A 2,542-nucleotide genomic window follows, 5' to 3' on the forward strand; every position below is an offset into this window, starting at 1 on the left:
GCGAAGCACGATCCCGACCAATACTTGTTGGTCTGGAGAGTTGGGTCCGGGAAAAACTCACCACGCTGTCGCGCCAGGCCGATACGGCAAAGGCGTTCAACTACCTGATGAACCACTGGCGGGCGTTGTGCTACTACGCCAGCGATGGCGGGGCGGAGATCGACAATAATATCGCTGAAAACGCGCTGCGGGTAATAAGCCTGGGTCGCAAGAACTATCTGTTCTTCGGTTCGGATAGAGGCGGCGACCAGGCGGCACTGATGTATACGCTGATCGGCAGTTGCAAACTAAACGGCGTGGAGCCGGAAGCGTATCTGCGCCATGTGCTGGTGATTATCGCGGATCATCCCATCAACAAAATCAAAGAGCTCCTGCCGTAGAACCTCACCATCCCTGCTGAATAACTGTCAATACGGCGCTGGGCGTACGCTTACTGTTTTTCCTGGTGTTTCCCATAATTATCACGCTGGTGGTGGCCATTAACCCCCGCGAGTTTATTCTGCCACCGACGGGGTTCACTTTACGCTGGTTCACGGCCGCCTGGACTTCTGATACGTTTTTGCATGCGATGGGGGTGAGTTTTTTCCTGGCAATAGCGTCTGCGCTCTTGGCCAATACGTTGGTGTTGCCCGCGGCCATTGCCTTTACCCGTTATCAGTTCGCCGGGAAGAAGCTGATCAATTTGTTCATCATGTCGCCGTTATTGATCCCTACCACCATCTTTAGCCTGACTCTGTATATCTATTTCGTCAAAATGGGGCTGGGGCAGGGCTGCTACCGTTATTAATCGGCCACACGTTGCACCTGATTCCATATGCGTTCCGCATGCTGTCGGCCAGCCTGCATCAATTTGACGCCTCTTGCGAAGAGGCCGCGAGCAACGTGGGCGTAGGGCGGTTTAAAACCTTGATTCATATTACCCTGCCGGCGATTCACACCGATATTTTGTCCAGTATAGTGCTGTGCTTTATATTATCCTGGAACGACTTCCCCATTTCGGTGTTTCTGTCGCCGCACGGTTGGACGCCGTTACCGGTCGAGCTCTATTCCTATATTAAATTTCAATATGACGCGGTAGCCGCGGTATTAGCCAGCTCGCTTATCCTGATCTCCCTCATCGCCATGGTGATTATTGACCGGGTCGCCGGTTTGAGCCGCGTGTTTCGTCATTAACGGCGCCAAAACCGCAACATGCCTGAGGCGCCGGCGCGCGTGGGTAAGGTATCTCGGGCAGGGTGGCCGTTATCCGACCAGCCGGTGAGGCTCGCCGCGCCGACCGTTCGCCGCTGAATGGCAAAATAAAAGGGGGCTCCGTGTATCGGCGCCCCTGGAATATAAAGACGACTACGCTGTGACGAAAGGCAAGGCGCCGGGCCGGCGGGCCAGTCTGGCGCCTTTTCCCGAGGGTGACGGCAACCTGTGAGCCTAGCGCTTATCACCGCCGCGCTATGGCAGCGCGTAAGCCAGAACATAATTCGCTGCGCGTGCCGAGCCCCGCGTGGCCGCCCACCGCGATAACGATGTATTGCTTGCCGTTAACCTGATACGACATCGGAGTCGCCTGTCCCCCCGAGGGCAGATGCGCTTGCCACACCACTTTGCCGGTGTGTTCGTCGATGGTGCGCAGATAATCGTCCGCGGTAGCGCCGATAAAGACCAATTCCCCCTTCGTCACCATATTGCCGCCGATATTGAAAATACCGGTGGGCAATGGCAGGTTGGTATGGGTGCCGAACAACCCGGTATCGCGAGTGGTGCCGATCGGATGCTGCCAGATGATTTGATGTTTTACTAAATCAATCGCGGTCAGCGTCCCCCAGGGCGGCGCATTACAAGGCACGCCTAAAGGGTTAAGCCAGGGATGGACCATACCGATGTAAGGCGTGCCGTACTGCGGCAAGAAATTGCCTTTTACCGGCGGCTCGTTGCCCTGGCCATTCCATTTTTGCACCAATCCCTGCTGCTCGGCAGGGGCACGGGGCGCCATGCTGATCATAAAGGGGATGTAATTCGCATTGGCACCAGGATTTTATGCGTTGGGTCAATAGACACACCGTGCCAATCGATAACGCCATCAAAAGCGGGATAGACGATGGTGCTTTTCAACTGCGGCGGCGTAAACTGGCCCTTGTAGTAGATATTACGGAACTGAATGCGGCACATCATTTGATCTATCGGCGTCGCGCCCCACATACTGTGTTCCGTCAGATCCTGTGGCGCTAGCGACGGCATGCCCACGGAGAAAGGCTGCGTCGGCGAGGTATGATCGCCGGGCACCGCGCCTTGTGGAACAGGCTTCTCCTCAACCGGCGAAATCGGCTGGCCTGTCTCGTGATTGAGCACGAAAAATTCGCCGCGTTTGGTGGTCTGTACCAGCGCAGGCACCGATTGACCGTCGGGAGCTGTAGCGATGCAAAAGATTCTGGACTAATTTGCAGTCAATTCTGGACTCCTTTGAACTCTAAAAAATGGCTATTTTGGACAGTCCAGAATTGTTTGCAAAAACACAGGAGCACTTCATTTATTTTGAATGCTTGAACGG

Annotated in this window: 5 protein-coding genes; 3 read left to right on the top strand and 2 right to left on the bottom strand. The window is 55.1% G+C overall.

What is annotated here, in order from left to right:
* The 3 genes from ACMX3H_RS18220 to ACMX3H_RS18230 all read left to right on the top strand — a co-directional run.
* A partial coding sequence (locus ACMX3H_RS18220; RefSeq protein WP_415211800.1) for an IS66 family transposase occupies positions 1 to 380 on the top strand: 380 nt, incomplete at its 5' end.
* Between the two features lie 65 nt (positions 381 to 445).
* Entirely contained in the window at positions 446 to 787 is a 342-nt protein-coding gene (locus ACMX3H_RS18225) for an ABC transporter permease (RefSeq protein ID WP_415211801.1), read from the top strand.
* 11 nt (positions 788 to 798) lie between these two features.
* Positions 799 to 1,173 carry an ABC transporter permease gene (locus ACMX3H_RS18230; RefSeq protein WP_415211802.1) on the top strand — a complete coding sequence of 125 codons (375 nt, stop codon included), beginning with the start codon at positions 799 to 801 and terminating at the stop codon, positions 1,171 to 1,173.
* Positions 1,174 to 1,435: 262 nt separating this feature from the next.
* Here the strand turns inward: ACMX3H_RS18230 and ACMX3H_RS18235 are convergent, their stop codons facing one another.
* Both ACMX3H_RS18235 and ACMX3H_RS18240 read right to left on the bottom strand, forming a co-directional pair.
* A complete protein-coding gene (locus ACMX3H_RS18235) occupies positions 1,436 to 1,987 on the bottom strand; it encodes a hypothetical protein (protein WP_415211803.1) in 552 nt (183 codons plus the stop codon).
* Between the two features lie 5 nt (positions 1,988 to 1,992).
* The gene (locus ACMX3H_RS18240) at positions 1,993 to 2,385 is read right to left on the bottom strand and encodes a hypothetical protein (RefSeq protein WP_415211804.1); all 393 of its coding nucleotides are present in this window, start codon (positions 2,383 to 2,385) and stop codon (positions 1,993 to 1,995) included.
* Positions 2,386 to 2,542 lie beyond the last annotated feature (157 nt).

This window comes from Sodalis sp. (in: enterobacteria), assembly GCF_047607725.1.
GTDB lineage: Bacteria > Pseudomonadota > Gammaproteobacteria > Enterobacterales > Enterobacteriaceae > JBLKSS01.